This window comes from Amycolatopsis roodepoortensis (genome assembly GCF_014873915.1).
Lineage (GTDB): Bacteria > Actinomycetota > Actinomycetes > Mycobacteriales > Pseudonocardiaceae > Amycolatopsis > Amycolatopsis roodepoortensis.
Window position 1 is genome coordinate 752,912 of record NZ_JADBEJ010000001.1, and the last position, 26,730, is coordinate 779,641.

Here is a 26,730-nt window from a genome sequence, read left to right on the forward strand (position 1 = left end):
CCTCGGTCGTGCGGTCACGCGAGTCGTCTCGGCAGCTGGTCGCCGACGGTCAGCCGGGAATCGGCGTGCAGTTTGGTCAGGACCCTGGACACCAGCGACTGCACCGTCCGCCGCGGCAGGCTCAGCTCGGCGGCGATCTCCGGGTTCGACAGCTTCGCCGCCACCAGCCGCGCGACCCGCAGTTCCAGCGGCGACAGTGCCCCGCTGTGCCGGGGACTCCGCTCGGCACGGCTCAGCACGCCGTAGCGCCGTAGCCTGCTTTCCGCCCGGCGGATGCTCCAGGTGGCTCCGACCTCGCCGAGCACCTCACACGCTTCGGTGAGCGAACGCGTCGCCGCTTCGAGGTACCCGGCGCGGCCGAGCAGTTCGGCGGCGTCCTCCAGCGCGGCCGCGAGTTCGATGGGGCGGTGGACCTCGCGGTAGTGATCGGCCGCGGCCAGCATGCCTTCGGGATCGCCGTCGATCAGCGACCGGCACCGGAGAGCGGCCGCGCTCGCCCTGGCGGGAATGGTCTCTTGGCTCGCTTCCTCGGTGCAGACGGCGAGCGCTTCCTGAGTGACGGCGTCGTTCCCGGCGGCGAGCGCGACGCGGACGACGTCGGGAAGCCATTGGTGGCGCAACATCATCCGGGCGTAGTCGGGACGCAGCACCGGCGCGAACAGCCGCAGCGCGTCGTCGAGTTCGCCGCGCTGCTCGGCGGCCATCGCCTGTGCCGCCAGGTAGAAGTCGCAGCTCTCGCGTTCGGACGAGTTCGACGGCGAGTGCGCCTCGGCCGCTTCCAGATGGGCGCGGACGGCGACGCGTTCGTCGCGATGGCCCGCGATGAGGGCGGCGACCCCGTGCAGCAGCAGGGCGGCGGCGCCCGGCTCGCGGACACCGTAGAAGGTGATCGCCGGGCCGTCTTCGGTGACCGAGTCCAATTCGGCCAGCGCCTCGTCCCAGCGCCCGGTCCAGTAGTAGTGCACGGCCGCCGAGACCTGCGGACCGGTCGGCAGGCCGTGCCGCGCGGCCGTCTCGTACCCGGCGTGCAGCGTGGCGTCGGCTTCGGCGAGCCGGTCGAGGTTCTGCAGGGTGAACAGGCGGTTGTCGAGCAGGTCGAACCGCAGCGTCGCCAGGTCTGCCTCGTCGCCGGTGGTCTCCAGTGCCGCGTCGATCGCGGTCAGCGCCAGGTCGTGCTCGCGGCGGATCGAATGCACGAGCCACAACGTCTGCTGCGCGTGCGCGGCCGGGTAGCGCTCACTCGCCTCGGCGTACAGGGCCCGCGCGATCCGTTCGGTCTCGTCGAGGTCGGCGAGCGTGCCGCGCCGGAAGTTGGCGAGCAGCGTCCGGGTGCTGGTGCGCCACAGTTCCGGCATCGACGGGTCGTCCGCGGTGTCGCCGAGCGCCTCGATCGCGCCCGGCGTGTCGCCCCGGCGGTACCGCAGCGCGGCGAGGAAATGCCGCATCTGCGCCAGATCCGCCTTGTCGGTGACGATCTTCACCGCCTGCTCGGCCTCCGCCTCCGGAGCCAGTTCGAGCCGGAACAGCACGCGCACCAGCGCCGCGATCAACGTCTCCCGCTGCTCGCCGGTGGGCACCGTGCTGTCGAGCGCGCCGCGGAGCAGGTCGGCCGCGATATGCGGGGCCCGGTTGGACACCGCGACGTGGTTGGCGGTGAGCCAGCCCGCCAGCCATGGGTCGAACGGCACCGGCCCGGCCGCCAGCTGCTCGGCGACCCGTTTGATCGGCGCGCCCGCCCGGGCGAGCGATTCGGCGGCACGCCGGTGCAACGCGGCGCGGACCGGTTCGGCGATGGCGCCGTAGAGCGTCTGCCGCTGGAACGGGTGATGGAAGGCGAGCTTGTCTCCGGCGTACTCGATGACGCCCGCGGTGGTGGCGGGCTCCAGCTCCCGCAGGACCTCCAGCGGACCCTTGTCCGCCAGCGCGGCCAGGTCCTCGACGGCGAATTCCGCGCCCAGCAGCGAGGCGGTCCGCAGGATCTCGGTCGTGGCGGGGTCGAGGCATTCCAGCGTCCTCGCCACCGCCGCCAGCAGCGACCGCGGCGCGTTCTCGGTGCCGTCCAGCGTCACCTCGGCGACGCCGTCCTTTATCCGCAACGAGCCGGTGCGGACCAGGTCTTGCGCGATTTCCCTGGCGTAGAGCGGATTTCCGGCCGCGCGCCGGACCAGCGGGCGGAGACTCGCCCCGAGCCTGGCCCCGAGGACCACCTCGAACACGGCGGTGACGTCGTCGTCGGTCAGCACCTCGACCGGCATGATCTCGCCGTCCCTCGCCTCGACCCCGCGGCGGAGCTGGGCGAGATCGCGGCGGCCGTGCCCGGTGCGGGTGGCGGCGACCAGCAGGAGCGGCAGCTGGCGGGTGGCGGCGGCAAGCCGTTGCCACAGCAGCACACTCGCCTCGTCGGCCCAGTGGAGGTCGTCGATCACCAGCACCAGCGGGCCCGCCGCGCAGGTCTCGTCGACCAGGGCCAGCAATTTGTCCACAGTGGACAGGATCGGGTCGGTGGGGCCCCAGTTCCCGTGCGCGGGTTCGGCGTGCAGCTCGCCGGCCAGCTTGGCCTTGGCCGGATCCGCCGCGCCGTGGTGCACCCCGAGGCATTCCATGATGACCTGCAGCGGGAACCGTTGCCGCAGCTCGTCGGCCGCGGTCCAGGCGAGCTGGCAGCCCCGCGCCGCGGCGCCCGACAGCCCGGCGATCAGCAGTTCGGATTTCCCGATCCCCGGTTCGCCTTCGAGCCAGACCGGGCGGCCGCGGCCGGCGAGCACGTCGGTGACGAAGCCGTCCAGCCGCTCGACCTGCCGGGCGCGGCCGGGCAGCCTGCCCTGGCCGCCGCGTTCGATCGCCTTGGCGACCGGCGGCGGGACGACGCGGACGGGAGCCGGTTTCGGTCGGGTGACAGGTTTTTCGCTGCCGTCGAGGATGCGCTGGTGCAGATCACGCAACGGCGCACCGGGTTCGACGCCGAGCTCGTCCCGCAGTATCCGCCTGGCCTCGCGATAGGCGCTGAGCGCTTCGATCGGCCGCCCGCTGGCGTGCAGGGCGCGCATGAGCGTCTCGTGCAACGACTCGCGGAGCGGGTGCCGCTGCACCAGCGCGGTCAGCTCGGCCACCACTTCGCGGTGGTCACCGATGCCGAGCAGCGCCGTGGCGCGCAGTTCGGTGGCGGTGAGCTGGAGTTCGGTCAGCCGGACGCGTTCCGCTTCGGCGAACGGGCCCGGCACGCCGGAGTAGGCCTCGCCGCGCCAGAGACCGAGCGCGGTGGTGAGCCTGGCGGCCGCGCCCCGCTGATCGGTCTGGGCGAGCAGCCGTCGAGCGGCCGCGGCGTCCTGCTCGAACCGGCTGACGTCGAGCGCTTCCCGGTCCAGCCGCAGTACGTAACTCGACCCTGACGAGCTCAGGACGTCGTGCGCGTCACCGCCGGCCTTGCGGATCGCGCCGCGCAGACCAGATACGTAGGTGTGGACGCTGCCGGTGGCGCTGGCGGGCGCCGACTCGCCCCAGACGCCGGAGATCAGTTCGCCGAGGGAGATCGCCTGGCCGCGCCGCGCCGCCAGGGTGGCGAAGACCGCGCGCTGCCGGGCGGGCCCGAGCTTCAGCTCGACGTCGTCGAGCCAGGCACGAGGCGGCCCGAGCAGCTCGACGCGCAGCCCGTTCGTCACGCCGGCTCCATTTCTCGTCATGCACCGAAAGTGGCCGGATCACTACTGTGTCCCCGCAGTTTAGGACGTCCTCGGTCCGGTTCGGTTGCGCACCCGGGCGAGTGCGTGCAGCGGCGCGCACCAGGGCTGCGCGGACCCGGAGGGCGTGGCGCCCGTTTCGGGCAAAAGGAGCGCGGCGAGCTCACCCGCCAGGCTCCGGTGCTGTTCCTCGGTCAGATTTCGTTGGTGGGAAAGCAAGTGGAGCAGTTCGACCGCCGGCCCGGTGGACAGCGCGCGGACGTTGGCGAGCAGCCACTGCGGGATCCAGCGGGCCGTCAGCTCGTCGCCGACCTGGAGCAACTGCTCGGCGACGCGGTCCGCGGGCGCGCCGGAACCCGCCATGGTGGCGGCGATCTCCTGGTGCAGCACGGCGCGGATGGCGGGCGGGGTGTGCGCGGCGAACACGTCCCGCACCAGCGGGACCCGGAACCGCAGCCGTTCACCCTCGGTTTCCAGCACGTGCGCGGCGAGCGCCTCTTCGACCGCTCCGATGAGCGCCCGCAGTTCGCGGCCGGTGACACCGGTCAGATCGGCGACCGTGAACGACGCGCCGAGCAGGGCCGCCGAGCTCAGCGTTCGCTTGCACGGCACGGAAAGCGCGGCGAGATGATCTTCGACCACGGTGGCGAGCCTGCTGTGCGGCGTGACGTCGGGCTCGCGCCCGTCGGCGAACTCGGCGAACAGCTCGCACAGGTAGCCGGCGTTTCCGGCGCTGTACTCGGCGGCGAACCCGAGGAATTCCCCGCCCGGGTCCCTGGCGAGGGTCTCCTCGGCGAGCGCGGCGACGGCCGGGCCGTCGAACGGCGGCAGCGAGATGACGTCCCCCTCGAGCCGCGAGCGGAGGACTTCGAGGGTGCGGCGCCGGGGGAGCGGGCGAGCCGAGCCGACCAGCAGCAGCGGCAGGTGCGCGGTGAACCCGTGCAGCCGCTGCCAGGCGAGCAGGCTTTCCTCGTCGGCCCAGTGCAGGTCTTCGAAGACGAGCACCCACGGTCCGCCCGCGCACAGTTCGGTGACCGTTCTGCCGAGATCGTCGAGTGCTTCGCCGCCGAGGCTGTCGGCGATGAGGCTCAGCGGGACCGCGCTGGTCAGCTCGTCGGCCTCGACCCAGCGCGTGCGGCTCCGTGCCGGGGCGAGGGCCTCCGCCAGGAACGCGCTCTTGCCGCCGCCCGCCTCGCCGTCCAGCCAGATGGTCCCGCCGCGGCCTTCGTCCATGAGCGCGGCCAGATGACGGCGCACCCGGCGGAGTTCGAACTCCCGGCCGACGAACGCGGACGGCCGTTCGGGCACGGCGTGGGCCTGCCGATGCCGTTCCGGCCGGTCCTGGTGGTGCAGCGCCGGATCGTCGTTCAGGACCCGCTGCCGCAGCGCGAGCAGCTCCGGCCCGGGTTCGAGGCCGGACTGTTCGATGATGGTCTCGCGGGCGCGGTCGAACGCGGCCAGCGCCTCGGCCTGCCTGCCGGACCGGAACAACGCGGTGATCAGCATCCGGTGCAGGCCCTCACGCAACGGATGGTGCTCGACCAGCACGGCGAGCTCGCCCACGAGGTCGCGGTAGGCGCCGAGGTGCAGCGCGACCTCGGCCTGGCGTTCGAGCGCGCTCATCCGCAGCTCGTTCAGCCGGGCGCGCTGGGTCTCGGCGAACGGTCCTGGGATCCCGTCGAGCGCGGAACCCCGCCATTGCCCGAGCGCGGAGTGAAGCGACTCCAGCTCCCGCTCGTGCGAGCCGGCGAGCCGGTGCGCGCGGGCCCGCTCCAGCTCGGCTTCGAAGACGTGGACGTCGACCTGCTGCCTCGGCAGGTCGAGGCTGTAGCCGGCGCGGCTGGCGACGAGCGGCCCGCCCGCCGGTTTCAGGGCGCGGCGCAGCGCGGAGACGTAGGTGTACACGATGCCGGTGGCGCTGTCCGGGGGACGCTCGCCCCAGACGGCGTCGATGATCTCCTTGCGGGAGACGAACTGGCCGGCACGCAGGGCGAGCGTGGCGAACACCGCCTGACGCTGGGCGGGGCCCAGCGCGATCTCGCCTTCGCCGTGGCGCGCGGGGGAACCGCCCAGCAGGCGCACCGTCAGCGAGGAAACCTCGTCCATGACCTGCCGCCTGTGCGTCCGACTGCCGAAAAAGAGTGTCCTGCTCAGCGGAAAGTCTAGTGGCGGCGATGTGGGTTTCGCAATCAATCGGGCACTCACCGTGTGGGTTTCGACGGCCGAGCCTGGAACAAGCCGTTTCGTGGACTTTCGGATGTCCGTTCATGTGGGTTTCAGGCCCCGTTCAGGCGAGGGGCGACCGGGCAAAGCCGGGCGTTCGCGGGGGCAGAAAGGCCTGCGGCGCTGGTCGAAGGCATGCGAGCCTGTGCATGCTGTGACAGTGAGCCAGGATCTTGAACACTTCGCCGGTGATGTCCTGCTCAGCCTCGCCAGGAACGGCAGGCTGGTGCTCGACGCCGATGAGGCCGAAGCGCGTATCGCCGAGCTTCGGCGGACGCTGGCTTTCGGCTACGCCCTCCTGGCCGACCCGGACTACACCGGGCCCGAGGGCAGGCTCCGCGAGATCCTGGACGAGCTGCCCAAGTACGTCGAGGCGTTTCAGCAGGCCACGAAGTCCTTCACGCCTCGTTGAGAACTCGTGGAGACTTCGTGAAGAGCTCCTTCGCAGACTGTGTCCCATCCGACTGGGGCCGCGGACAAGCGGAGGGGACGAAGTGGACACGGAAACCCGACAGATCACCGTGGCGGTGCACGCGCCCGACCCGATCACCACCGCGGGCCTGGCCAGCCAGCTGGGCACACAGCAGGGGATCGACATCCGGGACTGGGATCAGCGCGCCGAGACCGACGTCCTGGTGTTCGCCGCCGAATGCCTGACGCCGGAGATCGTGCTCTGGCTGCGGCGGCTCGCCGCCGAGGACGGCAAGCCGGTGGTACTCGTGGTGAGCCAGATCAGCGAGGCGGAACTCGTACCCGCCATCGAATGCCGGGTGGTGGCGGTCCTGCCGCGCTCGGCCACGACCGGTGAACGGCTGGCACACGCCGTCCGCGCGGCGGCCACCGGCGGCGGAGTGCTCCCGCCGAGCCTGCTCGGTGAACTGCTCAAGCACGTCGAGCGGCTGCAGCGCGAGGTGCTCGACCCGATGGGCGTCAACACCGCCGGGCTCACCACCCGGGAGATCGACGTGCTGCGGCTGATGGCCGAGGGCAAGGACACCGTCGAGATCGCCGGTGAGCTCAGCTACTCGGAACGCAGCGTGAAGCACATCATCCAGGGCATCACCGGACGGCTGAAGCTGAAGAACCGGCCGCACGCCGTCGCGTACGCGGTGCGGGCCGGGGTGATCTGAGGCGTAACTCGCGTGATCGAGGGCGCAACTCGCGTGATTGAAGGCGCAACTCTCAGATCAAGCCGGCCCGGATGGCCTCGGCCACCGCTTCGGCGCGGTTCCGCAGGGCCAGCCGCCGCTGCGCGTGGTGCAGGATGTTCTTGATGGTGCGCTGGGAGTAGCCCATCACCGCGCCGATCTCCGCGGTGTCCTTGCCCTCGGCGATCAGCCGAAGCACGTTGATCTCGCGTGGGTGGAACAGCGCCGGGCCCTCGGTCAGGGCGCCGTATCCGGCGGCCAGCCGGTCGGCGGAGGCCGTCGGTGCCGATCGCGCGGCCATGACCTCGGCGATCAGCCGGTCCGGCCGGGCCGCCCGATGCGGTAGGACGCAGCGCACGCCGGCGTCCGCGGCCCAGCGGTGGCCGGACGGCGGGAGCGGTCCGGCGATGAGGATCCCGGGCAGGGCGCCCAGTTCGCTCACCGCCCGACGGAGCACCGGGAGGTCCTGCCCGGCCGGGTCCTCGGCGGCCACCAGCACGTCGGCGTCCTGGCCGGCGACCACCGCGATCGTCGTGTCCTGCGAAAGGATGCCGACGAGGCCCGCGCTGGTCACGGGGTCCGCCGCGCAGACGGCGACCCGGACATCCGGCGCCTTCACGAGGCGTATCGGCCGTTCAACAGGGCCGTGGCCAGTTCGATCCGGGAGCGGTAACCGGTCCGGCTGAAGAGCAGGCTCAGCCGTCCGTCCACACTCTTGCGGCTGGTCTGCAGGGTCTTCGCCAGCTGCTCGTTCGTCAGCCCTTCGCCCGCCAGCAGCGCCAGCAGGTGCTCGTTCTCGGTGGCCGTCTCCTCCTGGTCACCGGGCGGAGTGATCCCGTTGTCCCGCATGAGATTCCGCAGCCGTGCGCGGTACAGCAGCGCGTCGAGCGAACCGAGCGTCTCGTAGACCTCGACGAGCACCTTGGGATCCGTCGCGTGGTGCCGTACCAGGCGTTCGGCCGCGATGGCGAGCTCGAACGGCTGGTCGCGCTCCCTGGCCAGCCACAGGCACTCGCCGTCCGGCTCCTGTCCGAGGCAGGCGCGGACCAGGTGGCGATGCAGCAGCACCCGCCCGGTCGGCATCGCGGAAGCGAGTTCCTCCAGCGCGTCGAGCGCCTTCCTGGCCGCGGCGCGGTCGTTCTTCCGCAACGCGAGTTCGGCGAGATCGGCCCAGGCGATGTCCGTGCCGACGGCGAGTCCGCAGGTGGCCGCGTGCAGGCGTTTGGCGGCGCGGTCGGTCTCGCCGAGGGCCATGTCGACCCGGGCTTCGGCGATGTCGAGCAGATGCGCCAGCATCGGTGTCGTGGCGCGGGCGGCGGTCAGCAGCTCCCGTGCCGCGGTGAACCGTCCCTGTGACAGCAGGACCGAGACGGCCGACAGGCGCATCGCGGCCGAGCCGGTGTCGTACCCGCGCCGCGAACGGTCGGCCACGCTGCGGTGGGCGAAGTCGATCGCGCGGGCGGGCCTGCCCCGCATGACCGCGAGCATCGAACGTTCGCTGTCGCGCAGCCCGGTTTCGGGGAAGTCTTCGTCGGCGAGCAGTTTCTCCGCGCGTGCTCGTTCGCCCAGCACCAGCAACGCGGTGACGTACGAGGTGATCTGGTCGTTCCGGTGCCGCCGCGCCGTCCTCAGCGGCCACCGTTCGCGTTCGGTCAGGTTCGCGCCGAACCTCGCCGAGCGGCCGGCCCAGAGCTCGGCCAGACTGCCGAAGAGTTCGCCCAGCATCGCGGAAACCGTCGATCCGGTCCGCCAGGAGTCGTTCTCCGCCAGCAGTTCGGCCGCTTCCGCCCAGCGGTCCAGCAGGCTCAGCGCGATCGCGCTCGAGGCCACCGACCAGTCCGGCGGGTTCGCGGCGATCCTCGCCAGTTCGGCCGTGTTGCCCGAGTTGTGCAGCGCGCAGACGGCGATCGACTGGGCTTCCTGCGCGGCGTCGGCAGACAGCCGGTCGGGGAATTCCTCCAGCAGCCGCCGCGTCCCCGCGAGACTCTGTTCGTGGTCGCCGTTCAGGTGACACCACATGGTGTGGAGCAGGGTCACCCTCGCCCGCTGCGGCCGGTCCTCGGTCAGCTCGACCGCGGCACGCAGCCATCGCGCGCCGCGGGTGGTCTGGTCGTCGGGCAGGAAGGCCGCGTTGTCGAGCAGTTCGGCGAGGGCGCGGCGCGGGTCGATCAGCTTGCCTGCCTCGGCGATCCGGTCGGGAAGGTAGTACGGGGCGGACGTGTGCGCGGTCCCGTTCCACAACGCGGTGACGGCGGCCGCGGAGATACGCCGGCGTTCGAAGGGCCCGAGTTCGGCGATCAGCGCGTACGCCACCACCGGCACGGTGAACCGCCAGCCCCGGCCGCGGTGCAGAATCCCGTCCGCTCGCAGGGTTTCCAGTATCGCGAGCGTTTCCGCGGGATCCTGCGCGAGGACCTCGCTGATCAGCGACGGCATCGCCGCACCGAGCGGATGCAGCATCGCGGCGGCCTTCGCGACGGCGAGCCGCCCGGGGGCCAGCTGCATGGATCGCAGCGGCACCAGCGTGCCGGGCACGAGATAGGCGCGCCGGTCGACGATCCGGATCGCGCCCTGTGCGCGCAGCAGGTCCAGCGCCTGGCGCAACGCGGCGGGCACTCCCCGGCTGAGTTCGTGCAGCCGGTCCCGGAGCAGGTCGCTCGGAACGGCGCCCAGTGCCTCGACGACCGGCCGCGTGATCTCCGCCGCCGTCAACGGCGGCAGCCGCACCGGTTCCACCAGGCCTTCGGCGCGCAACCGCCGCACGACGGCAAGCCTCTCGGCCGCGTCACGGACCGGGGTCCGCGTGGCGCAGACCAGCTTGCCCGACGAGCGGCGGAGCCACGCCGCCAGGACGGCGAGGTCGTCGTTTCGCATCCACTGGGTGTCGTCGAGCAGCAGCACGCGCCCGTCACCGGTGACGGGAGGCCACGGATCGCCACCGGGCGCGAGGTCGCCGTCCTGCATGAAGCGTACGGTCGAAACCCCTTGCCCCGACGCGGAAAGCCGCTCGGACAGCCGCGCGAGCAGGGTGGTCCGGCCGACGCCCGCCGGCCCGGTAACCCAGACGCAGGGCGCGCCCTCGCCGGTGACACGCTCCAGGATCCGTTCGGCCACCTCGTCCACGCCTGACATCCTGAGCGGCCGGGACGTCCGCGACGCGGTGGAGGCCGGGGTCTGGCCCGTATGGCCGCCGAGTCCGCCCGAAAGCCGTCAGGCGGCCAGCGGACCGAAGACCAGGGTGCCCGGGGCCTGCGCGTCGTCGCCCGCCCAGAACTCGAGCCACAGCGCGGCGAACTCGTCCCGGGACAGCATTCCGTCACCGTCGGCGTCCAGCAGCGGGAAGGTGGCGTCGGTGTCGGTGGGGCGGCCGTTCCAGACCTCGATCAGCCGGCGGTACTCCGCCGCGGAGATCAGCCCGTCGCCGTTTTCGTCGATCGCTTCGAACATCGCGTCGGCCGTCGCGGTCACGGCCTCGGGCGTGTCGGGAAGCTTGTCGACCACCAGCAGGACCTCGTCGAGGGTGACCTTGTCGTCCCGGTCGAGATCCGACGCCGCCAGCAGCGTCGTCCACCAGCTCAGCATGATGCCGGTCAGGCGCCGCTCGTCACCCTGGCCGCGCCGCCGCGCCCAGCGGTCGGCCAGCGCCTGGAAGTCCCGCTCCTGGAGAAAACCGTCGCCGTCGACGTCCATCGCGGCGAAGACGCCCGAAATCTTGCGTCGCTGCAAGTCGCTTGCCATGCGTCCGAACGATAGAACCGGTGGCGTAACGGCACATCGGCCATTCAGGGCCACGGCGATCCACGATCGGGGGACGGTGCGGGGAGCGCCGTACCGTGAAGGGGGACGACCACACCCGGAGGTGGCGGATGATGGCCGAAATCGAACGGGCGGCCCACGCCTACTGCCCTGTCTGCAACCCGGACCCCGGCCTCGGCGAGCCGGTCACGGCGCTCTGCGGGGCGACCCATGCGTACTGGGGCCGCCGTGAGCGGCCGGTGAACAACTGCCCGGCCTGCGAGACAGTCGTCGCGAAGACGGTGTACCCGTGCGGCCACACGGGCGGGGAGAGATGAGGGCCACAGCGAAAACGTCGTTTCCCCGGCCCGCCGACGGGTATCCGGAGGCAGCGGACGACGAAAGGGAGGCCCTGATGAACGACAAAGCCGAGAACAAGATCGACGAGCTCAAGGGCAAGGCGAAGGAAGCCGCCGGTAACGCCACGGACAACGAGCAGTGGCAGGCCGAAGGCAAGGCCGAGCAGGGCAAGGCCAACGTCAAGCAGGCAGGCGAGAAGATCAAGGACGCCGTGAAGGGCGTCCGGGACTGACTGACCCTGCGGGCGGCTCGCGCGTGAAGGCACCCTTCACGCGCGAGCCCCTGGGGTACGGTCCGGATCATGGACTTCCGGGATTTCGACGGCATCAAGGTGCGGCGCCCTTCGGTCGAGCGCGACGACCTCGAAAGCGAACCCGCCGTGTTCCGGGGCGATTTCGAATTCGACTCGGTCCGCCTCGACGGCGGAGACCAGAGCGGAGCCCGCGGCGGTGGCGAGATCGTGCGTTCACTCGTCTCGGACGTGATCCTGGCGAACTCCCGGCTCGACAGGCTGACGCTCTCGGACGTGTCCCTCGAAGGCGTCGACCTGTCCAACGCGGCGATCCGCGAGCTGTCGGCCCGCCGGGTGGAAATCCTTCGCTGCCGCGCGATCGGGCTCGGAGTGGCGATCACCTCCGCGTCCGATCTGTACGTCGAGAACGCGCGGTTCGACTACGCGTCGGTGACGGTCGAGCGCGCGAAGGGCCCGGCCGTCTTCTCCGGATGTTCTTTCCGGGAAACGGTGTTCTCCGGTGACCTGTCCCGGCTGACCTTTGTGGACTGTGAGTTCACCGGCACGGAATTCGCGGCCGTCTCCGCGCTGGACTGTGATCTCCGTGGTTCGCGCCTGTCCGATGTCCGCGGTCTGCTGACCCTTCGCGGCGCGAAGATCACCGGCGAGCAGGCCGTCTCGGTCGCGGGGATCCTGGCGACCGAAAGCGGATTGTCGGTCGTCGGATGACCAGCGTCGTCCTCTTCCACTCGGTCCTGGGGTTACGGCCGGCGGAGCTGGCCGCGGCGGACCGCCTGCGTGCCGCCGGGCACGAGGTCACCACTCCCGACCTCTACGGCGGCGAGACCGCGACCACGCTCGAAGACGGATTCGCGCTGAAGGACCGGATCGGATGGTCCACCGTCGCCGCACGTGCGCTCGACGCCGCCCGGAAGCTGCCCGAGGACACCGTGCTGGCCGGGATGTCGATGGGCGCGGTGGTGGCCGCGGGGCTGCTCCCGCACCGGCCGGCCACCGCCGGCGTGCTCTTGCTCCACGCCATCGCCGACCTGCCCGCGAAAGTCCGCGACGGTCTGCCGATCCAGCTCCACGCGGCCGACCCGGACGACTTCGCGCCACCGGCCGCGCTTCCCGGCTGGCTCGCCGCGGCGGCCTGCTCCGGCGCCGACGCGCGAGTGTTCACCTACCCCGGAGCCGGCCACTTCTACACCGACAGCAGCCTGCCCGACCACGACGAGGACGCGGCGGCCCTGACCTGGCAACGGATTCTGGCGTTCCTGGCGGCTCAGCCTTCGGGATAGAAGACGAAGAGCGTGCATCCGGTCGCCGACGTCGGCACGTGCCACGAACCGGCCGGAGCGTGCAGGAAGGTCCCCGCCGGATAGTCGCGCGCGCCGTCGTTGAACGTGCCGGAGACGACGAACACCTCTTCGGGGCCCGGTTCGTGGACGTCGCGATGCGGCCACGAGGTGCCGGGATCCATTTCCAGTACGTTGGCGTGCGCGCCGTCCGTTCCCGTCCACAGTGGACGTAGCCGGATCCCGGGGAACAGCTCGCGAACGGGGGATTCCTTGACAGGGACGGAAGTGTAGCCCTCTTGGGCGAGGATTTCGGGGTGCATGACCTCATGGTGCCGTGGCCGCCTCGCGGCCGGACAGTGTCAGGGAAGACACCATGGGGTATTTTTCTGCCATGCATCGCGTGAGGGCACTGGTGCGGCCGGTGCAGTCGACCTTCGAGCTCGGGATCGCCGCCGAGGTCTTCGGCACGGAGCGCGCCGGAGTGCCGCGGTACTACGAATTCGACGTCTGCACGGAGAAACCCGGCCAGGTGCCGACCACGGCGGGGTACGCGATCTCCGTGACCAAAGGCCTGTCCGCGCTGGCGGACGCCGACACGGTGCTCATCCCCGGCTGGTCGCCGGCGGAGGCGCCGCTCTCGGCCCCGGTGCGCCGGGCGCTCCTGCGCGCGCACGCCAGGGGAGCGCGGCTCGTCACGATCTGCACGGGTGTCTTCGCACTGGCCCGCACCGGGCTGCTGGACGGCAGGACGGCGACCACGCATTGGGCGCGTGCTTCCCAGCTGCAGGAGGAATTCCCCCGGATTCGCGTCGAACCGGACGTGCTCTACGTGGACCACGGTGACGTCGCCACCAGCGCCGGGGCGGGCGCGGGGATCGATCTCTGCCTGCACCTGGTCCGGCGCGACCACGGGGCCGCGCACGCCGCCCTCGTCGCCCGGCACATGGTGATGCCGCCGCACCGTGACGGCGGTCAGGCGCAGTTCGTCCCGGCCCCGCCGCCCGGCGACGAGCTGGACGGTCTCCTCGAATGGGCGGGTGAGCGCCTCGGGACACCGTTGTCGGTGGGCGATCTGGCCGCGCACCTCAACGTCTCGCCCCGCACGCTCGCCCGGCGCTTCGCCGATCAGCTCGGCACCACGCCGGGCGCCTGGTTGCTGACGCGGCGCGTGACCGAGGCGCGCACCCTGCTGGAGGAGACCGGCTTACCGGTGGAGGTGATCGCGACCCGCGTCGGCCTGACGTCGGCCGTGAACCTCCGCCGCCGTTTCCGTGCTCAGGTCGGCACGACGCCGGGCGCGTACCGGCGCGCGTTCCGTGGCTCCGTTTCGCCTTGAGCGGAACGGAGCACGCGCGTCCCGGCGGAATGTCACGATGAGCGTATGGCGGACATCCTCCCTTTCCACCAGAAGCGTCCCGAACCGGAGCCGCTGTGGCGTGACGTGCTGGGCAAGAGCCTGCGCGCCGCGAGGGAGGAACAGGGTGGCCGCCTCGTCGACGTCGCCGAACGCGCCGGGATCTCGCCGCAGTACCTCTCCGAGATCGAACGCGGCCGCAAGGAGCCGTCCAGCGAGATGATCGCCGCGGTCACCGGCGCGCTCGGGCTCGACCTGGCGGATCTGCTCTTCGGTATCGCGGGCACGATCAGCCGGGGCGGCAGCACGGGGCTCGCGGTCGGCCGCCGCCCGCGAGGGCCCGTGCTCATGGCCGCTTGAGCGTGTTTCCTATCGAGGGGTAAGCCGAAGGCGGCGTGTCGCGAAAGCCTCTTTCGCAACGTCGATGGGGGATTGTGGCCGGAGGTTTCAGCGCTGTCGGATGTGTCGCGAAAGCCACTTTCGGGACGTCTGGTGTCCCGAAAGTGGCTTTCGCGACATGAGCACCGGGGCGCCGGCTTCGAGCGGAACGTACCCCGCGGAAGTGCCGACCACGCCACCTTCGCCTTACCCGTCAATAAGCCTGTTCGATGGGCTTCGTGCCGCCAGTGACCACCGCCAAGACCGCGGACTTGGCTTATGAAACGCCGCCTAAGCCCGCTCGTCGAGAACGCGGTCCGCGAGCCCGTAGGCGACGGCGCCCGCCGCGTCGAACACGCGGTCCCGGTCGGTGTCGTGCCGGAGATCGGACACGGCGCGGCCGGTGTGCGCGGACAGGATCTCCTCCAGCTGCGTCCGCACCCGCACGACCTCGTCGGCCTGCAGGATGAGATCCGGGATGGTGCCCCGGCCCTGCGCGGCGGGCTGGTGCAGCACCACCCTGGTGTGCGGCAGCACGAACCGGTGCCCCGCCTCGCCCGCGGCCAGCAGGATCGCGCCCGCCGCGACGGCCTGGCCGACACAGGTCGTGGCCACGGGCGCCTTGATGAAACGCATGGTGTCGTACAACGCGAGCATCGCCGACGGGTCGCCGCCCTCGGTGTTGATGTAGAGGTTGATCTCCTGCTCGGGGTTGTCCGCCTCCAGGTACAGCAGCTGGGTGATCAGGGCGTTCGCCACGCCGGAGTCGATCGCGGTCCCGAGGTAGATGATCCGCTCCGACAGCAGATGCGAGTAGACGTCCATGATCCGCTCGCCCGCGGGGCTGCGGGAGATGACGTTGGGGATGGTGTAAGAGCTCATGCGCCCGCACCCCTTTCCGTGCCGAGGCCGAGTTTGTGCGTGCGGACGGGGACGACCTGGTCGAGGCGCTCGACGATGTGGTCGATGAAGCCGTATTCGCGCGCCTGCGCGGTGGTGAACCAGCGATCGTGGAGGGAATCGGCGAAGATCCGGTCGATGGGCTGCCCGGTGTCGTCGGCGATGAGACCCAGCACCGTGTCCCGCGTGTAGCGCAGGTCGTCCGCCTGCACCTCCACCTCGACGGCCGAACCGCCGATACCCGACGAACCCTGGTGCATGAGGATCCGGGCGTGCGGCAGTGCGAAGCGTTTGCCCGGGGTGCCCGCCGAAAGCAGGAACTGCCCGGCACTGCACGCCAGCCCCAGCGCGAGGGTGGCGACGTCGCACGGCACGAGCCGCATCACGTCGCGGATGGCCAGCATCGACGGGACCGATCCGCCCGGCGAGTGGATCCACAACGCGATGTCCTTGCGCGGGTCCTCGCTCGCGAGTGACAGCAGCTGGGTGGTGAGGACCGTCCCGTTGTCGTCGTCGAGCGCGCCGTCGAGGACCAGCACACGCTGGCTGAAGAATTGTTCCCGGAGCCGTTGGTCGAAGAGTGGCCGCTTCTCGTTGTCGGTCATGCCCCGACCATGCCGCCGGGGCGCGGCCGTCCGCCGGTTTCGCTGCTGTGAGCGGATCAGCCCACAGCAGGGCGTTTGGCCGGGACCAGCCACACGCCGATGACCAGCATGGCGGCGAAGACGAGCGCGACGAGGTCGAGAGTGAGCCCCGGTTGCAGGGCACGGCCCAGGTGTTCCCGTTCGTCCAGCGTCTGCAGCAGGAGCAGGCTGAGCAACGTCAGCCCCGCGCCGACGGCGGTCATGACCTGTCCGCGGCGGACGCTGGCGAACAGGAGACCGCCACCGACGATCGAAAACACGCCCGCCAGGACGATGCCGACGCGGGCGAGGAGCATCGGCGGCCAGAACACGTCGAACAGATACGCCTGGTGGATCACCATCGCGTCGGTCAACACGTAGAAGCCGAACAGGATGCTCGCCACGCCGGCCAGGATCGCGGGCATCGAAGGCATGCCGAGCCCGGGAGAAGACGGCTGCGGCACGGGGGTTTCGACCCCGCTCGCGGCCTGGGCCAGCAGCGGGAGCGCTTGGTCCGGCAGCATGCGTGCCTGCGGTGCCTTCGCGAGCAGCCCGCGGAGGACGTCCGCCAGTGGCGCGGGCGTCCGGTTGAAGGGCGGCTGCTCGTTGACGACGGCGTACAGCGTGGCCGCGACGTTCGCCCGCTGGAAGAAGTTCCCGCCCTCGCTCGCGCTGAGCATGGTCACGCCGACCGACCAGAGATCGGAATGGGGAGTGGCTTCGTGCCCCGCGATCGTTTCGGGGGCGAGGAACGCTGGGGTGCCGGCCGGGTCGAGGGCCTTGGCGATCCCGAAACCGGTCAGTTTCACCGTGCCGTCGGGAGCCACCAGGATGTTCGAGGGCCGCACGTCCCCGTGCACGACGCCCGCGGTGTGTGCGGCGGTGAGCGCGCCGAGCACCTGTCCGCCGAGGTCCGCCACGAACCGCGGCGGTAGCGGGCCCGCGGCCGCGACGTCCTCCAGAGTCCGCCCTTCCACAGGGCCCATCACGATGAACGCCGTCCCGTCCGTCACCACGACGTCGTGGACGGGCACCACCGACGGGTGATCCAGCGCGACTCGGGCCTCACGCTGGAGCCGCTCGACGAGGGCGGGCTCGTGGCCGGGGAGCCGTAGTTCCTTGATCGTGACCCGGTCGCCGTCCGGCCCGTCCTCGGCGCGCCACAGCACGGCCGTCCCGTCGCGCCCCAGCTCCTCGAGCAGGGTGTAGCGCTCGGCGATCGTGCGGGAAACTGCCGTCACAGTGGTTCTCCTCGAATCCTGAAGTGGTCTTCGAAGGACGCTAATCAGCGCTCATGACAAAACGATGAAATGGCCGTTCATCCATAAAGGACCTACCCGGCTGGATATATTCACAGTCATGCTGACCTTGGCGGCCCTGGTCGACGACCCGGCTCTCGAACTGCGGGTGGTCGTCCCCGGCCGCGACGGCGCGCTGACCGGGCAGGTGCTGTGGGTGCACAACACCGAGCTCCCCGACCCCGGGCCGTACGTGCGCGAACACGAGGTCGTGCTGACCAACGGCCTGTGGCTGGACCGCGTCGCCCCGGCGGACTTCGTCGCGCGAGTGGCCGGCGCCGGAGCGGCGGGGATCATCTTCGGCCTGCGCGTGGAGCAGCGCGACACTCCTCCGCAACTCGCGGAGGCCTGCCGGGAAGCCGGATTGCCCCTGCTTGAGATCTCGGTGGCGGTTCCGTTCACGGCGGTCACCCGGGCCGCGGCCGCGATCCAGGCCGCGGACCGGCAGAACGCGCTGATGTCGATGGTGCGCCGGGGCGACGAGCTGACCTCGGCGTTGTCGCGGGGCGCGGGCGCGGCCGGGGTGCTCGCGATCCTCCGTCGTGAGCACGAGCTCCCGCTGGCCGTCGTGGACCGGATGGGCCGGGAGCTCGCGTCCGCCGGTGCCGAACTGGACGCCGGGCAGGCACGCGCCGCGGCGGAGGCGCTGGCCGGGCATCCGCCGCCGCTGGAGGCGGATCTCGGCGCGGGGACGCGGGCGGCGTTGTTCCCGGTGGGCGCGATCGGCGACGCGGACGCCGCGCTGCTGTGCCTGCGGCCGGTGGCCGATTTGACTCGCGAGGAGCGGGACGCGCTGGAGCAGACCGCCCGTTACCTCAGCCTGGAGGTGGCCCGGCACCAGGCGGTGCAGGCGATCGAGATGCGGTTCGCCGTCGAACTGCTGGACATGGTCCTGTCCGGGGCGCAGCGCGCCGCGGAGGTGCCCGGCAGGCTGCGGGCCTTCGGCGTCGACCCGGACGGGCCCCTGTCCGTGATCGCGCTGGCGTTCGCGGGCGACGACGCCGCGACGCGGGCGGGGATGGCGGAGGCCGTGACGGATTTCCTGCTGGCGGACGGGCTGCCCGCGGTCGTGGCGGCGGGCAGCCAGGACGTCGTCGCGGTACTGCCGTTCCGGTCGGGACGGCAGTCGCCCGCCGCCTTCGCGCCGCGGCTGGCGGCGGCGGTGTCGCACCGGCTCGCCGGAGGACGCGTGGTGGTCGGACTCGCCGATCCCGTGCCCGGCGCCGCCGAACTGCGGGTGCCGCTGTCACGCAGCCGCGAAGCCTGCCGCGTGCTCCGGGGCAGGCGCGGCGGCCCGGTCGCGGCGAGCTTCGCCGAACTGGGCAGCTATCGCCTGTTGCTGGAGTCGCACGACGAGCAGTGGCGGCACACCTTCGCCGACGCCCTGCTCGGTCCGCTGCGCGAGCACGACCGCGTCCGCGACGGCGACCTGGAGACGACCCTGCGGGCGTTCCTCGACCACGACGGCCAGTGGGCGGCCACCGCCGCGGCGCTGTACGTGCACGTCAACACCCTGCGCAACCGGCTGGCCAAGGTCACCGAGCTGACCGGCCGCGACGTCGGGCGGACCGCGGACCGGGTCGACCTCTTCCTGGCGCTGGAGGCGGCTCAGTCCGGGTAGACCGCCGGGTCGATTTCGAGGCGCCGCAAGGGTTCCGCGGGCAGCGCGGGGTCGGCCAGCGCCGCGGCGGCCACGTCACGGCACCGGGCGAACCGGACGTCGCCGAGACCGAGCCCGAACTCGATGAGCGAGCGCACGGCCTCCAGCCGTCCCGGCCTCCCCGAAAGGAACGGGTGCAGGCACAGGTTGAACAGGCATCGGTAGCGGCGCATCGCGTCCAGCTCGGCGCGCCACATCTCCAGCACCCGCACCGGAGACGTGATCACCGAGCCGACCTGAGGCGCGGGAAGGAACGCGTACTGCTCCCAGTCGTCGAGCGACCAGTGCACCGGCAACTCGGCGATCCGGCCCGCCGCGGTTTCGATCAGGTACGGCCGGTCGTCGGCCATCAGCGACGAGTCGTAGCTCAACCCGTGTTCGGCGACCAGTGCCGGAGTGTCCCAAGTGGACTCCCAGCCCGCCGCGCGATGCCCGCTGATCTCGATGCCCTGTGCGGCGAACACCGCCATGCCCCGTTCGAAATCGGCACGCTGCTCGGCGGCGGTCATCGTGGTCGGCGGCCGGTGGCTGTAGGAGTGGTGGGCCACCTCGTGCCCGCGCTCCACGATCGTGGCGGCGAGGCCGGGCCGCTGTTCGGCGACCCAGCCCGGCACGAAGAACGTCGCGGGCACGGCCAGTTCGCCGAGCAGGTCGAGGATGCGCGGCACCCCGACCCTGGGTCCGTACGCCTGATGGGACATGGTCGAGAGGTGGTCGGCGTAGCCCCGCCCGCGCGCGAGGATCGGGGATTCCGCGTCCACGTCGAAGGTCAGGGTCGCCACCGCGGCCGCGCCGCCGTGCCAGCTTGGTTCCGTCACGCCTGCCGACTCTCCCGCCAACGGCGCGCGTTCGCCACCGTGACCGTCGGGGAGACCATCGCGCGGTCGAACTCGGCCAGGGGCCGCGCCGCCGCGACGCGGGCGGGCAGATCGGGGTTGGCCAGCGCGCCGTGGCCGAGCGAGAGCAGGTCCGCATGCCCGCCGGTGAGCACCTCGTGCGCCTGGGCGAGGTCGTGCATCCCGCCGTTGGCGATCACCGGCAGCCCGGTGACCTGCCGGGCGAGCGCGGTGATGGTGCCGCCGTCGGCCAGCTTCGCCGTCTCGAGCCAGTTCCGGCCCTCGCTGGCGATGTGGAGGTACTGCGCGCCCGCTTCGGCGACCGCGGCGAAGATCACCTCGGCGTCTTCGCGGCCGCCGGGCCAGCGGTAGGTGAAGTCGTTGACCTTCGTCTGCGACAGCCGCACGCCGGTCACCAGCTCGGGCACGGCCTCGGCGACGGCGGTCACGACGCGGGCGGTCAGCCGGATCCGGTTCGCGACCGGTCCGCCGTAGGAGTCCGTGCGGTGGTTGGTGTAGTCGGTGAGGAACTGGTCGAGGAGGTATCCGTTCGCCGCGTGCACCTCGACGCCGTCGAACCCGGCCTGACGGGCACGCACGGCCGCTGCCGCGAAACCTTCGACGACGTCGTCGATCTCGGCGGTGGTCAGCTCGCGCGGCACCGGCCACGGCCCGGAACCGCCGTACGCGCGCATCATCTCCCCGCGCGGCTGGACGGCCGAAGGAGCGACGGTGTTCGGGTGGCCCTGCGCGATCGCCCCGGCGTGCATGAGCTGCGCGATCATCCGGCCGCCCGCCGCGCGGACTCCGGCGGTGACCACGCGCCAGCCCGCGACGTGTTCGTCCCGCGCGAGGCCCGGCTGGTTGAGGTAGCCCTGGCTGGCCGCGCTGTCGGGATAGGTGCCTTCGCTGAACACCAGCCCGAAGCCCCCGCGGGCGAATTCGGCGTAGTAGTCGGCCATCTCGCCGGTCGGGGTGCCGTCGGGACTTGCCGAGACGCGGGACATGGGGGCGACGGCGTAACGGTTGCGCAGCGCGAGGCGGCCGAGCGTGGTGGGGGCCAGCGCGGGGTGTTCGATGGTGGTCGTCATGACCGGTTTCCTCCATTGTGGACGGTTTCGATGGCGAGCGGGGAGAGTCCGGCGTCGCTGATCCGGACGAGATCCTGCGGGCAGGCGGAGACCACGACGACGCAGTCCATCTCGGCGCGCAGGGTCACCGCGTCGCCGGGCCGCGAGTTCGCGGTCAGCCAGTTCAGGCGTCCGTCCCCGCCGACCGGGACGCGCATGAAGACGTTGATCGGCTGCGGCGTCGGGCCCGTGAAGCCGAGGCCTTCGGCCGTCAGCGCCTCACGCAGGTTCGCGGCGCAGGACCGGTGGCCCGGAGCGCCCAACGCGGTGTATCGGGCCGGGTCGCACGCCGGGACGAGCATGTCGTGCTCGCCGGGTGAGGTGTCTTCGATCAGCGTCAGGATCGGACGGCGCAGGTCGGTCAGGAAGGCTTCGCCGACCGCGGGGAACAGCCTGTCGACCCCGGCGCGGGTGTGCGCCGCGCTGTGGTGCTCGGTCAGTTCGGTCCCGCCGCCGTCGCGGAAGGCGAACACGTCGCCGACCTGGCCGCCTTCGGTGTCGATCACCCGCACGAGATCCCCTGCGGCCACGCGGACGGCCTTGGCGGTCCCCGGTGGCACTTCCGTTCTGCTCATGGCTCCAGCAAACAGGGGCGGACGGGCGGCAAGCTATGGATAAACCTCCACTATCCAGGCGTATCGATAGAGAAACCTCCAATCGGGCAAGGCGTAACTCGCGTGATTGGAGCCGCAACACCGTGTTACCGCTCCAATCACGCGAGTTACGCGGTGAGATAGTTTCGACTTTGACCATTTTCGCGGAGCCGGGTTAGGGTTCGCCGATGGAAGACGTCGACGCTGTGGACGCGGCCGGGCTCGATTTCTGGTCGTTCGTGGCGCTGGCGAACCGACGGCTCGCGCACGAGTACGGCTTCCGGCACCAGCTGGCGACCGAGGTGCTGCTGACCCTGAATCGCGCCTCCGACCTGGTGACCTACGACCTCGAAGCCGCGGTGCACCGGCCGCGCGGCCGGTCGTGGTCGGCGTTCCGGCTGCTGTTCGTTGTGTGGCTCGCCGGGCCGCTCGAACCGACGAGCGCCGCCCGGCTGACCGGGATGAGCCGGGCGGCGGTGTCGAATCTGGTCAAGACGCTGGTCGCGGAGGGGATGCTCCATCGGGTCCCGGACGAGCGCGACGGCCGGTCGGTGCAGCTGTCGCTCACCGAGGCGGGGCAGAAGGAGATGGTCTCCGTCTTCCGCGAGCACAACGAGCGCGAATTCGGCTGGACCAACGCGCTGACCGAGACCGAACAGCGCATCCTCGTCATGCTGCTGGGCAAGCTGATCACGAGCCGCGCCGAGTTCGGCACCCGGAGCCGCAAGTAGGCCTTCCCGTCGCGCGGACGACCGGACTACCCTGCCTCAGGGGTAGTAAAAGCATGAACTAAATCGGCGAGGAGGAGACCATGGTGGACGGCGGACGGATTCCCGCGCTCTTCGCCGGGCTGTGCGACGACGCCGCGGTGTTCCCGCCGGGTCTGGCCCCGCTGCCGGACGCCGTCGCGGCACACAACCAGCACCTCGACGCTTGGTACGCCGGCCTCGTCGGCCCGCTCGTCATCGCCGCCACCGCGCTCGGCGACCTCGCCGAAGTGCTGGGGGACCGGGCGACCCCGCTGCCGGTCTCGGTGACCCTCCCCGGCGGGCCCGCCCAGCTCGACGGCGTGCTCGACGCCGTGAAGAAACTCCCGGTGAAACTCGACGCGCTCGAGATCGCCGTCCCGGAAGGGATGGGCCCGGACGAGGTGCTCACCGGGATTTCCCGGGCCACCGCGCCGGTCTTCGTCGAGATCCCGCGCGACGAGCGCCGTGTCCCGCTGCTGACCGCCCTTTCCGGCACCGGTCACCACGCGAAATTCCGCACCGGTGGCGTCCGTGCCGAGCTGTACCCCGGCGAAGCGGAACTGGCCGCCGCGGTCCGGGCGGCCGTCGGGGCGGGCGTTCCGTTCAAGGCCACCGCCGGGCTGCACCACGCCCTCCGCAACACCGATCCGGAGACCGGCTTCGAACAGCACGGCTTCCTCAACCTGATGCTCGCGACCGACGCCGTCCTCACCGACGGCGACGCCGAAGCCGTTCTCGCCGAACGAGACGGCGCCGTCATCGCCGGGCGGCTCCGGGAACTGGACGCGGATCGAGCCGCCGCCCTCCGCGCGGCCTTCACGTCGTTCGGCACCTGCAGCATCACCGACCCCCTGACCGAACTGGCCGGACTCGGCCTGCTCGACGCGCCCCGAGGAGAGGCATGACCACGATCGACATCCCCGCAGGCTCCCTGTTCGGGATCGACAACCTGCCGTACGGCGTGTTCTCCGTCGACGGCGATTCCCCGCGCGTCGGCGTGCGCGTCGGCGACTCCGTTCTCGACCTGGCAGCGGCGCTGGGTGACGACGTGTTCGCCGCGCCGGCGCTGAACCCGTTCATGGCGCAGGGATACGACCGCTGGGTGGCGGTCCGGGAGCGGATCCGCGACCTGGTCTCCGGCGAGGTCCCCGACGGCGCGGTCCACGCGATCGAACGGGTGACCCTCCACCTGCCGATCGAGGTCGCGGACTACGTCGACTTCTACGCCTCCGAACACCACGCCTCGAACGTCGGCAGGCTCTTCCGGCCCGACGCGGAACCGTTGCTGCCCAACTGGAAGCACCTCCCGGTCGGCTACCACGGCCGGTCCGGCACCGTCCTGGTCTCCGGTACGGACATCGTGCGCCCGAGCGGCCAGCGCAAGGCCCCGGCCGAAGCGGCGCCGGTGTTCGGGCCGAGCACGCGGCTGGACATCGAGGCCGAGATGGGGTTCATCGTCGGCACCGGCACCCCGCTGAACACCCCGATCACCCCGGATTCCTTCACCCGCCACGTTTTCGGCGCGGTCCTGCTCAACGACTGGTCCGCCCGCGACATCCAGGCCTGGGAATACGTTCCGCTGGGTCCGCACCTCGGCAAGAGCTTCGCGACGTCGATCTCCCCTTGGGTGGTGCCGATCCTGGCGCTGGAGGCAGCGCGAATCCCGCTGCCCGGCCAGACGGACCCGGAGCCGCTGCCGTACCTGCGGGAGAGCGAACCGTGGGGCCTCGACATCGACCTCGTCATCGAATGGAACGGCGAGGAGGTCAGCCGCCCGCCGTTCCGCGAGATGTACTGGTCGCCCGCTCAGATGCTCGCGCACCTGACGGTCAACGGCGCTTCCTCGCGCACGGGCGACCTGTACGGCTCCGGCACGATCTCCGGACCGGAGAAGAACCAGCGCGGCGCTTTCCTCGAATTGTCCTGGGGCGGCAAGGAACCGCTCACGGTCAAGGGGGAGGAGCGCACGTTCCTGCTGGACGGCGACGAGGTCGTGATCACCGGGACCGCGCCCGGCGCGAACGGCTCGCGGATCGGGTTCGGCGAGGTGCGCGGGCGCGTTCTGCCGTCGAACTGAGCCGATGCGGCGGCTGTGACCGGTGTGGTGTGTCGCGAAAGCCACTTTCGGGACGTCTGGTGTCCCGAAAGTGGCTTTCGCGACAGGTGGCCGGTTGCCGATGGTCCGTTACCGGAGACCTGGCGTCAAAGCTGCCCCTCTGTCACCGTTCAGTTCCCCGGAATCCCGTTGGGCGGCGGCGCGTCGTTCGCGGCGGAGTCGTCCGCCTTGATGGGCGCGTCGCCGAGGTCGGACACCAGGACCGGCGTCAGATCCTTGCCGACGCCGCCCTTGAGCTCGACCACCGACATGCCGGAGATGCCCAGGTGGCTGTCGGCGGTGTACCGGAACGGCGCCAGACCCGGTCCCTGGAACGTCTTCCCGGACTGCTGGAGCACCTCGACGAGACGCTCGCGCGTCAGGTCCTTCCCGGCCGCCTGCAACGCCTGGACGAACGTGTACGCCTGCGCCATCCCGTAGATGCGGTAGTTCGTCAGGTCGCCGCCCTTGCCGTGGGCCTTCCAGACGTTCTGCCACAGCTTCGTCCAGGCGTTGTCCGGCGCGTCGACACCGGGCAGGTACTCGGTGGTGACCACGCCGTCGATGAGCGACGCGCCGTTGGTGACCTTGCCTTCGGAGAACCGCGCGAGCAGTGAACCGACGAGCGCGGGATCGGAGCCGACGTTGCTGTAGACCCACTTCGGCTTGAAGCCGATCTTCAGCGACGCCAGCTGGGAGAGCGCGGTGTACGACGGAACGGTGAAGCCCAGCACCAGATCCACGCCCGCGGCCTTGAGTTTCGCGATCTGCGGCGCGATGTCGGTGTTGCCGGGCGAGTACTTTGCGACCTCCACGATCTGCTGGCCGAGATAACGCCGGGCGCCCTTCTCTCCGTCGCGGCCGAAGTCGTCGTCCTGGAGGAACAGGCCGACCTTGGCGTTCGGCAGGTTCTGCCGCACCCAGTCACCGATGATCTTGCCTTCGATCTCGTAGTCCGGCTGCCAGCCGAAGGTGAACGGCGCCTTCTTCGGATCGTCGCCCCAGCGCAGCGAACCCGAGGACACGAACAGGTCCGGCACCTTGGAGTTGTTCAGGAAATCGACGACGGCGCTGTGCGTCGGCGTGCCGAGGCCGCCGACCATCGCGAAGATCTCCTCCTTGAGCACCAGTTCGTCGGTGACCGCGCTCGTGGTGGTCGGGTTGTAGCCGTCGTCCTTCACCACGAACTCGATCTTGCGGCCGTTGACGCCGCCGTTCGCGTTCACGTAGTCGTAGTAGGCCTGGTGACCGCTCGGGATCTCGCTGTAGCCCGGCGCGGCGACGCCGGTCAGCGGGAAATGCGCCCCGATCTTGATGGTCGTGTCGGTGACGCCGACCGTCGAACCCTTCTGCTCGCCCTCGGGTCTGCCGCCCGCGCCGCAGGCGGCGGTGACCGTGACGGCCAGGAAGACGGCCACGGCCTTGGTCCAGCGTTTCATGAAGTTCTCCTCCGGTGGATGAGTTTCCGCAGCCCACCCGCGAGACCGGCGGGCGCGAGCAGCACGATCAGGACGGTGACCAGGCCGTAGATCAACGGCGCCAGATGCGCGGCCTGCACGTCGGACAGGCCGAGATCCGTTCCCGCGCCGGTCACCAGCGGCGGCAGGAAGGTCAGCAGCGCGGCCCCGGCGAGCGCTCCGGTCAGGCTCCCGAGCCCGCCGAGCACCACCGCGGACACCAGCAGCAGCGACAACGTCAGCGCGAATCCGCTCGGCGCCGCCAGCCGCGCCGACAACGCCATCAGCGCTCCGGCCAGCCCCGCGCAGCCCGAACTGACGACGAACGCCCGCACCCGCGTGCGGCCGAGGTCGATCCCGGCCAGTTCGGCGGCCACGTCTTCGTCGCGCACCGCCCGCCAATCACGTCCGACGCGGCCGCGGGAGAGGTTCGCCAGCAGGACGAACACGATGATCACCGCGAGCCACGAAAGGTAAGCGAGGTAACGGATCGACGTGAGTTCCTGCCCCGTGACGAAGTACGCGGCGTCCGCCAGCCAGCCGGGGATCTCCGGCATCCGCACGGGCAAGCCCTGCTCGCCGCCGAGCGCTTCGCCGAAGAACAACGGGATCCCGGGGACCGCGACGGCGAGCGCGAGCGTCGCCCCGGCGAGATACGGTCCGTGCAGCCTGGCCGCGGCGACGCCCACGAGGGCCCCGACGGCCAGCGTGATCACCATCGCCAGCACCAGGATCACCGGCAGCGGAAGGAATTCCGACTTCAGCAGGAGCGCCGTCGAGTACGCGCCGACGGCCATTAGGGCGCCGTGCCCGAGCGAGAGCTGCCCGTTGAGCCCGGTCAGGACGGTCAGGCCCGCGGCCGCGATCGCGAAGTACGCCATCGTGGTGAGCTGCGAGGTCAGGAACGGTCCGGAGGTCTCCAGGACCAGTACGACGACGACCAGCGCGGCGAGCGCGATCAGCAGAGTGCGGCGTGGCATG

26 protein-coding genes are annotated in these 26,730 nt (G+C 71.1%); 12 read left to right on the forward strand and 14 right to left on the reverse strand.

Translation table 11 applies throughout. The features are described 5' to 3' along the window. Positions 1 to 14: 14 nt before the first annotated feature. Positions 15 to 3,659, reverse strand: coding sequence for a BTAD domain-containing putative transcriptional regulator (locus H4W30_RS03655; protein WP_192742412.1), 3,645 nt, complete (start codon positions 3,657 to 3,659; stop codon positions 15 to 17). A 60-nt stretch (positions 3,660 to 3,719) separates the two neighbouring features. Continuing rightward, a complete protein-coding gene (locus tag H4W30_RS03660) occupies positions 3,720 to 5,783 on the reverse strand; it encodes a BTAD domain-containing putative transcriptional regulator (RefSeq protein ID WP_192741487.1) in 2,064 nt (687 codons plus the stop codon). Positions 5,784 to 6,060: 277 nt separating this feature from the next. On the opposite strand from H4W30_RS03660, the gene H4W30_RS03665 reads away from it, so the two are divergent. Then, positions 6,061 to 6,312, forward strand: a complete 252-nt coding sequence (locus H4W30_RS03665) for a hypothetical protein (protein ID WP_126734204.1) — start codon at positions 6,061 to 6,063, stop codon at positions 6,310 to 6,312. An 82-nt stretch (positions 6,313 to 6,394) separates the two neighbouring features. Further along, the gene (locus H4W30_RS03670; RefSeq protein ID WP_125682074.1) at positions 6,395 to 7,030 is read left to right on the forward strand and encodes a helix-turn-helix transcriptional regulator; all 636 of its coding nucleotides are present in this window, start codon (positions 6,395 to 6,397) and stop codon (positions 7,028 to 7,030) included. A 52-nt stretch (positions 7,031 to 7,082) separates the two neighbouring features. Here the strand turns inward: H4W30_RS03670 and H4W30_RS44460 are convergent, their stop codons facing one another. From H4W30_RS44460 to H4W30_RS03685, 3 genes are all read right to left on the reverse strand, one after another. Then, positions 7,083 to 7,667 (reverse strand): helix-turn-helix transcriptional regulator, encoded by a 585-nt coding sequence (locus tag H4W30_RS44460; protein WP_192741488.1) that lies wholly within the window; start codon positions 7,665 to 7,667, stop codon positions 7,083 to 7,085. Beyond that, positions 7,664 to 10,180, reverse strand: a complete 2,517-nt coding sequence (locus H4W30_RS03680) for an ATP-binding protein (protein ID WP_225948750.1) — start codon at positions 10,178 to 10,180, stop codon at positions 7,664 to 7,666. Before H4W30_RS03680 ends, H4W30_RS44460 begins: the two co-directional genes overlap by 4 nt. Positions 10,181 to 10,258: 78 nt before the next feature. Continuing rightward, positions 10,259 to 10,786, reverse strand: coding sequence for an EF-hand domain-containing protein (locus tag H4W30_RS03685; protein ID WP_192741490.1), 528 nt, complete (start codon positions 10,784 to 10,786; stop codon positions 10,259 to 10,261). Between the two features lie 131 nt (positions 10,787 to 10,917). Here H4W30_RS03685 and H4W30_RS03690 point away from each other — a divergent pair, with 131 nt between their 5' ends. The 4 genes from H4W30_RS03690 to H4W30_RS03705 all read left to right on the forward strand — a co-directional run bounded on the left by H4W30_RS03690 (position 10,918) and on the right by H4W30_RS03705 (position 12,676). Continuing rightward, a complete protein-coding gene (locus H4W30_RS03690) occupies positions 10,918 to 11,121 on the forward strand; it encodes a hypothetical protein (RefSeq protein ID WP_225948751.1) in 204 nt (67 codons plus the stop codon). 77 nt (positions 11,122 to 11,198) lie between these two features. Then, entirely contained in the window at positions 11,199 to 11,375 is a 177-nt protein-coding gene (locus H4W30_RS03695) for a CsbD family protein (RefSeq protein WP_034316186.1), read from the forward strand. A gap of 69 nt (positions 11,376 to 11,444) precedes the next feature. After that, positions 11,445 to 12,104 carry a pentapeptide repeat-containing protein gene (locus tag H4W30_RS03700; protein WP_192741492.1) on the forward strand — a complete coding sequence of 220 codons (660 nt, stop codon included), beginning with the start codon at positions 11,445 to 11,447 and terminating at the stop codon, positions 12,102 to 12,104. Further along, positions 12,101 to 12,676: a dienelactone hydrolase family protein gene (locus tag H4W30_RS03705; RefSeq protein ID WP_192741493.1), complete on the forward strand. Its 576-nt coding sequence runs from the start codon at positions 12,101 to 12,103 to the stop codon at positions 12,674 to 12,676. The genes H4W30_RS03700 and H4W30_RS03705 overlap by 4 nt, the downstream gene beginning before the upstream one ends. On the opposite strand, the gene H4W30_RS03710 is transcribed toward H4W30_RS03705, so the two are convergent. Beyond that, positions 12,661 to 12,996 (reverse strand): cupin domain-containing protein, encoded by a 336-nt coding sequence (locus tag H4W30_RS03710; protein ID WP_192741494.1) that lies wholly within the window; start codon positions 12,994 to 12,996, stop codon positions 12,661 to 12,663. The two genes, H4W30_RS03705 and H4W30_RS03710, sit on opposite strands and share 16 nt — an antisense overlap. Before the next feature lie 71 nt (positions 12,997 to 13,067). Here H4W30_RS03710 and H4W30_RS03715 point away from each other — a divergent pair, with 71 nt between their 5' ends. After that, positions 13,068 to 14,012, forward strand: a complete 945-nt coding sequence (locus H4W30_RS03715) for a GlxA family transcriptional regulator (RefSeq protein WP_192741495.1) — start codon at positions 13,068 to 13,070, stop codon at positions 14,010 to 14,012. Between the two features lie 45 nt (positions 14,013 to 14,057). Beyond that, on the forward strand, positions 14,058 to 14,390 hold the full coding sequence (locus tag H4W30_RS03720; protein WP_126734195.1) for a helix-turn-helix domain-containing protein: 333 nt from the start codon (positions 14,058 to 14,060) through the stop codon (positions 14,388 to 14,390). A 309-nt stretch (positions 14,391 to 14,699) separates the two neighbouring features. On the opposite strand, the gene H4W30_RS03725 is transcribed toward H4W30_RS03720, so the two are convergent. Genes H4W30_RS03725 through H4W30_RS03735 form a run of 3 tightly spaced genes read right to left on the reverse strand, consistent with a single transcriptional unit; the run spans position 14,700 to position 17,172 of the window. Further along, positions 14,700 to 15,290 (reverse strand): ClpP family protease, encoded by a 591-nt coding sequence (locus H4W30_RS03725; protein ID WP_126734194.1) that lies wholly within the window; start codon positions 15,288 to 15,290, stop codon positions 14,700 to 14,702. Next, positions 15,287 to 15,913, reverse strand: a complete 627-nt coding sequence (locus H4W30_RS03730; RefSeq protein ID WP_192741496.1) for a ClpP family protease — start codon at positions 15,911 to 15,913, stop codon at positions 15,287 to 15,289. The genes H4W30_RS03725 and H4W30_RS03730 overlap by 4 nt, the downstream gene beginning before the upstream one ends. A gap of 56 nt (positions 15,914 to 15,969) precedes the next feature. Beyond that, complete coding sequence (locus tag H4W30_RS03735; protein ID WP_192741497.1) at positions 15,970 to 17,172, reverse strand: serine/threonine-protein kinase; 1,203 nt, start codon at positions 17,170 to 17,172, stop codon at positions 15,970 to 15,972. 118 nt (positions 17,173 to 17,290) lie between these two features. On the opposite strand from H4W30_RS03735, the gene H4W30_RS03740 reads away from it, so the two are divergent. Further along, a complete protein-coding gene (locus H4W30_RS03740) occupies positions 17,291 to 18,850 on the forward strand; it encodes a helix-turn-helix domain-containing protein (RefSeq protein WP_192741498.1) in 1,560 nt (519 codons plus the stop codon). Here H4W30_RS03740 and H4W30_RS03745 read toward each other — a convergent pair. Genes H4W30_RS03745 through H4W30_RS03755 form a run of 3 tightly spaced genes read right to left on the reverse strand, consistent with a single transcriptional unit; the run spans position 18,838 to position 21,430 of the window. Continuing rightward, complete coding sequence (locus H4W30_RS03745) at positions 18,838 to 19,707, reverse strand: polysaccharide deacetylase family protein (RefSeq protein WP_192741499.1); 870 nt, start codon at positions 19,705 to 19,707, stop codon at positions 18,838 to 18,840. The two genes, H4W30_RS03740 and H4W30_RS03745, sit on opposite strands and share 13 nt — an antisense overlap. After that, positions 19,704 to 20,816, reverse strand: a complete 1,113-nt coding sequence (locus tag H4W30_RS03750) for an oxidoreductase (RefSeq protein ID WP_192741500.1) — start codon at positions 20,814 to 20,816, stop codon at positions 19,704 to 19,706. The genes H4W30_RS03745 and H4W30_RS03750 overlap by 4 nt, the downstream gene beginning before the upstream one ends. After that, entirely contained in the window at positions 20,813 to 21,430 is a 618-nt protein-coding gene (locus tag H4W30_RS03755) for a DUF1989 domain-containing protein (RefSeq protein ID WP_192741501.1), read from the reverse strand. Before H4W30_RS03755 ends, H4W30_RS03750 begins: the two co-directional genes overlap by 4 nt. Before the next feature lie 206 nt (positions 21,431 to 21,636). On the opposite strand from H4W30_RS03755, the gene H4W30_RS03760 reads away from it, so the two are divergent. The 3 genes from H4W30_RS03760 to fahA all read left to right on the forward strand — a co-directional run bounded on the left by H4W30_RS03760 (position 21,637) and on the right by fahA (position 24,274). Continuing rightward, positions 21,637 to 22,179, forward strand: coding sequence for a MarR family winged helix-turn-helix transcriptional regulator (locus H4W30_RS03760; protein WP_192741502.1), 543 nt, complete (start codon positions 21,637 to 21,639; stop codon positions 22,177 to 22,179). Between the two features lie 80 nt (positions 22,180 to 22,259). Next, positions 22,260 to 23,102: a hypothetical protein gene (locus H4W30_RS03765; RefSeq protein WP_192741503.1), complete on the forward strand. Its 843-nt coding sequence runs from the start codon at positions 22,260 to 22,262 to the stop codon at positions 23,100 to 23,102. Beyond that, positions 23,099 to 24,274 carry a fumarylacetoacetase gene (fahA, locus tag H4W30_RS03770; protein WP_192741504.1) on the forward strand — a complete coding sequence of 392 codons (1,176 nt, stop codon included), beginning with the start codon at positions 23,099 to 23,101 and terminating at the stop codon, positions 24,272 to 24,274. Before H4W30_RS03765 ends, fahA begins: the two co-directional genes overlap by 4 nt. A gap of 149 nt (positions 24,275 to 24,423) precedes the next feature. Here the strand turns inward: fahA and H4W30_RS03775 are convergent, their stop codons facing one another. Then, positions 24,424 to 25,731, reverse strand: coding sequence for an ABC transporter substrate-binding protein (locus tag H4W30_RS03775; protein ID WP_192741505.1), 1,308 nt, complete (start codon positions 25,729 to 25,731; stop codon positions 24,424 to 24,426). Further along, complete coding sequence (locus H4W30_RS03780) at positions 25,728 to 26,729, reverse strand: branched-chain amino acid ABC transporter permease (RefSeq protein ID WP_192741506.1); 1,002 nt, start codon at positions 26,727 to 26,729, stop codon at positions 25,728 to 25,730. Before H4W30_RS03780 ends, H4W30_RS03775 begins: the two co-directional genes overlap by 4 nt. Position 26,730 lies beyond the last annotated feature (1 nt).